We start from the raw sequence: 2,237 nt of genomic DNA, 5'->3' as shown, positions 1-2,237 counted from the left end.
GCAAGAGCAGTTGAGCGGGATCACGATGCGTTCCTCCTCCGCCGCGTCCAGGCTGACGGCGCCGCCGGCAGCGAGCGTGGCAACCTTCAGCCCGGTATGCGCCCAGCCGTCCACCTCCAGTCCGGAATCGGACGTCCCGATGGAAATGTCCCACTTGCCTTCGGCTGCGGTGCCGAGCGGATAGACCCAGTTGGCCATGGAAGCTGCCCTTTCGTTGTCGCGCCGGAGTCAGGCGCGTGTGTGTGCGGGTTGGAGCCGGTTGCGCCCGTCGCTGGCGCCTAACTCTGGACGCTTACCTCTGGACCAGCGTCATCTCAAAGCTGTAGGAATCCGCCCGGTAGACGTGGTGGCCGGTTTCCACCATGCGTCCGGTGTCGTCCACGGCGGTCCGCTCCATGGTGACCAGGGCGGAGCCGGGGGTGGTCTCGAGCAGCGGCGCCTGGTAGTCATTGGCGATCATGGCGCCGATCCGCTGCGAGGCAAGCCGGAAGTTCACGCCGCCGTTGCGGAGGATGGCGTAGAGGCCCTGCGAGCCCAGGCTTGCCTCGTCGATGGCGGTGATGTCGTCCCGCACCCAGTTCTCCATCAGGGCCAGCGGCTTGCCGCCCACTTTCCGGAGCCTGGTGAAGTGGTAGACCTTGGCGCCGGCCGGAAGCTGCAGTGCCGTCCGGATCGCGCCGTCCGCCTCCTCATGCGAGAAGCTGAGCACGTCGGTGGTGGGCTTGCTGCCGTTGTTGCTCAGGTCGTCGTAGAGGCTGGAGAGTTCCAGTGGGCGGCGGACCTGGCTGGACACCACCTGGGTGCCGACGCCGCGCTTGCGGACCAGGAGGCCCGAGCGGACCAGCTCGTCCATGGCTTTTCTCATCGTGGGCCGGGACAGGTTCAGCTGGGCGGCCAGGTCGATCTCGTTTTCCAGCCTGCTGCCGGGTTCCAGCAGCCCGGTGTGGATCGCTGCCTCGATGCCCTGGACCACTTGGTGGTACAGCGGCACCGGGGAAGAGCGGTCGATCCGCAGATTCAGTTGATTCGCCACTGGGCATGCTCCCTTGTGCTCCGCGGCGGTCGTCGTGCCGGCCTGCCCGCGTATGTCAGTGTATGTTCGCTTGATAGGACATACTGCCTTTTTCTGATAGTAGCAGGGCTGCCAAGAGGTGCCAAGGGCTGCTGTGACGGGCCTTGTTTGCGGGGGTCGGGCTGTCGGCGCTGGCCCGTCAAGCCCCGCGAATGGGACATTCCGATCACACTTCGTTACGTCCAAACATCCTAATGTCAGGACAAACTATTGACAACTGTGATTGGAGTCACCATGATCGGTTGTAGATGGCTCATGGACCGACGCGATGAAGCGGCCGGCGTGGCCCGGAATCAAAGGAGATTGATCGTGACCAAGTTCTCGTGGCGGAAGGCGACCCTCGTGGCGGCCGTTGTACCCATGCTGGCCCTGAGCGCGTGTTCGAGCACCGGCGGCAAGCCCGCAGACTCAGGCAATGCGGCTGGCGGAGGCCAGGCAGCCAGCACCTCCCGCATCAAGGTCGCCCTTATCACGCACGCCGCAGCCGGTGACACCTTCTGGGATATTGTTCGCAAGGGCGCCGAGGAGGCATCGGCGAAGGACAACGTTGAGCTCCTCTATACGTCCGATCCCGAAGCCGGGCGCCAGGCCCAGCTCATTCAGCAGGCCATTGACCAGAAGGTCGACGGCATCGCGGTCACGCTCGCCAAGCCCGAAGCCCTCAAGGACGTCCTGAAGAAGGCCTCCGACGCCGGCATCCCGATTGTGAGCCTCAACGCCGGTGAATCGGTCTCCTCCCAGCTCGGAGCATTCACCCACTTCGGTTCCAACGAGCAGCTCGCCGGTCAAGCCGTGGGCACCAAGCTGGCCGCGGACGGCTACAAGCACCCGGTCTGCGTGATTCAGGAACAGGGCCACGTGGGACTTGAAGCACGGTGCGCGGGCGTCAAGGCGAAGGTTCCCGGAACGGAGATCCTTTACGTCGACGGCAAGGATATGACCTCCGTTCAGTCCACCGCGACTGCCAAGCTTCAGGCTTCCAAGGACGCCGACGTCATCATCGGCCTCGGCGCCCCCATCACCCTGACTCTCCTCAAGTCGGTCACTGACGCCGGCAGCTCTGCCAAGGTTGCCAGTTTCGACCTCAACGCGGAGCTCGCCCAGAAGATCGTGGATGGTGCAGTTCTGTTCACCGTGGACCAGCAGCCGTGGCTGCAGGGCTACG

General features: G+C 64.5%; 2 protein-coding genes and 1 pseudogene. 1 reads left to right on the top strand and 2 read right to left on the bottom strand.

The genetic code is table 11. The features are described 5' to 3' along the window. Together LQV45_RS26885 and LQV45_RS26880 are read right to left on the bottom strand one after the other, a co-directional pair. A pseudogene (locus LQV45_RS26885) lies at positions 1-198 on the bottom strand (5-deoxy-glucuronate isomerase); the annotation flags it as partial. 94 nt (positions 199-292) lie between these two features. Continuing rightward, positions 293-1,033, bottom strand: a complete 741-nt coding sequence (locus LQV45_RS26880) for a GntR family transcriptional regulator (RefSeq protein ID WP_223914252.1) — start codon at positions 1,031-1,033, stop codon at positions 293-295. Between the two features lie 348 nt (positions 1,034-1,381). Here LQV45_RS26880 and LQV45_RS26875 point away from each other — a divergent pair. After that, on the top strand, positions 1,382-2,237 hold an 856-nt coding region (locus LQV45_RS26875), incomplete at its 3' end, for a substrate-binding domain-containing protein (RefSeq protein WP_230009795.1).

The sequence above is a fragment of the Microbacterium sp. Bi128 genome (assembly GCF_918698205.1).
Note: the sequence above shows the minus strand (reverse complement) of the source record. Positions and strands in the feature narration are given on the sequence as shown.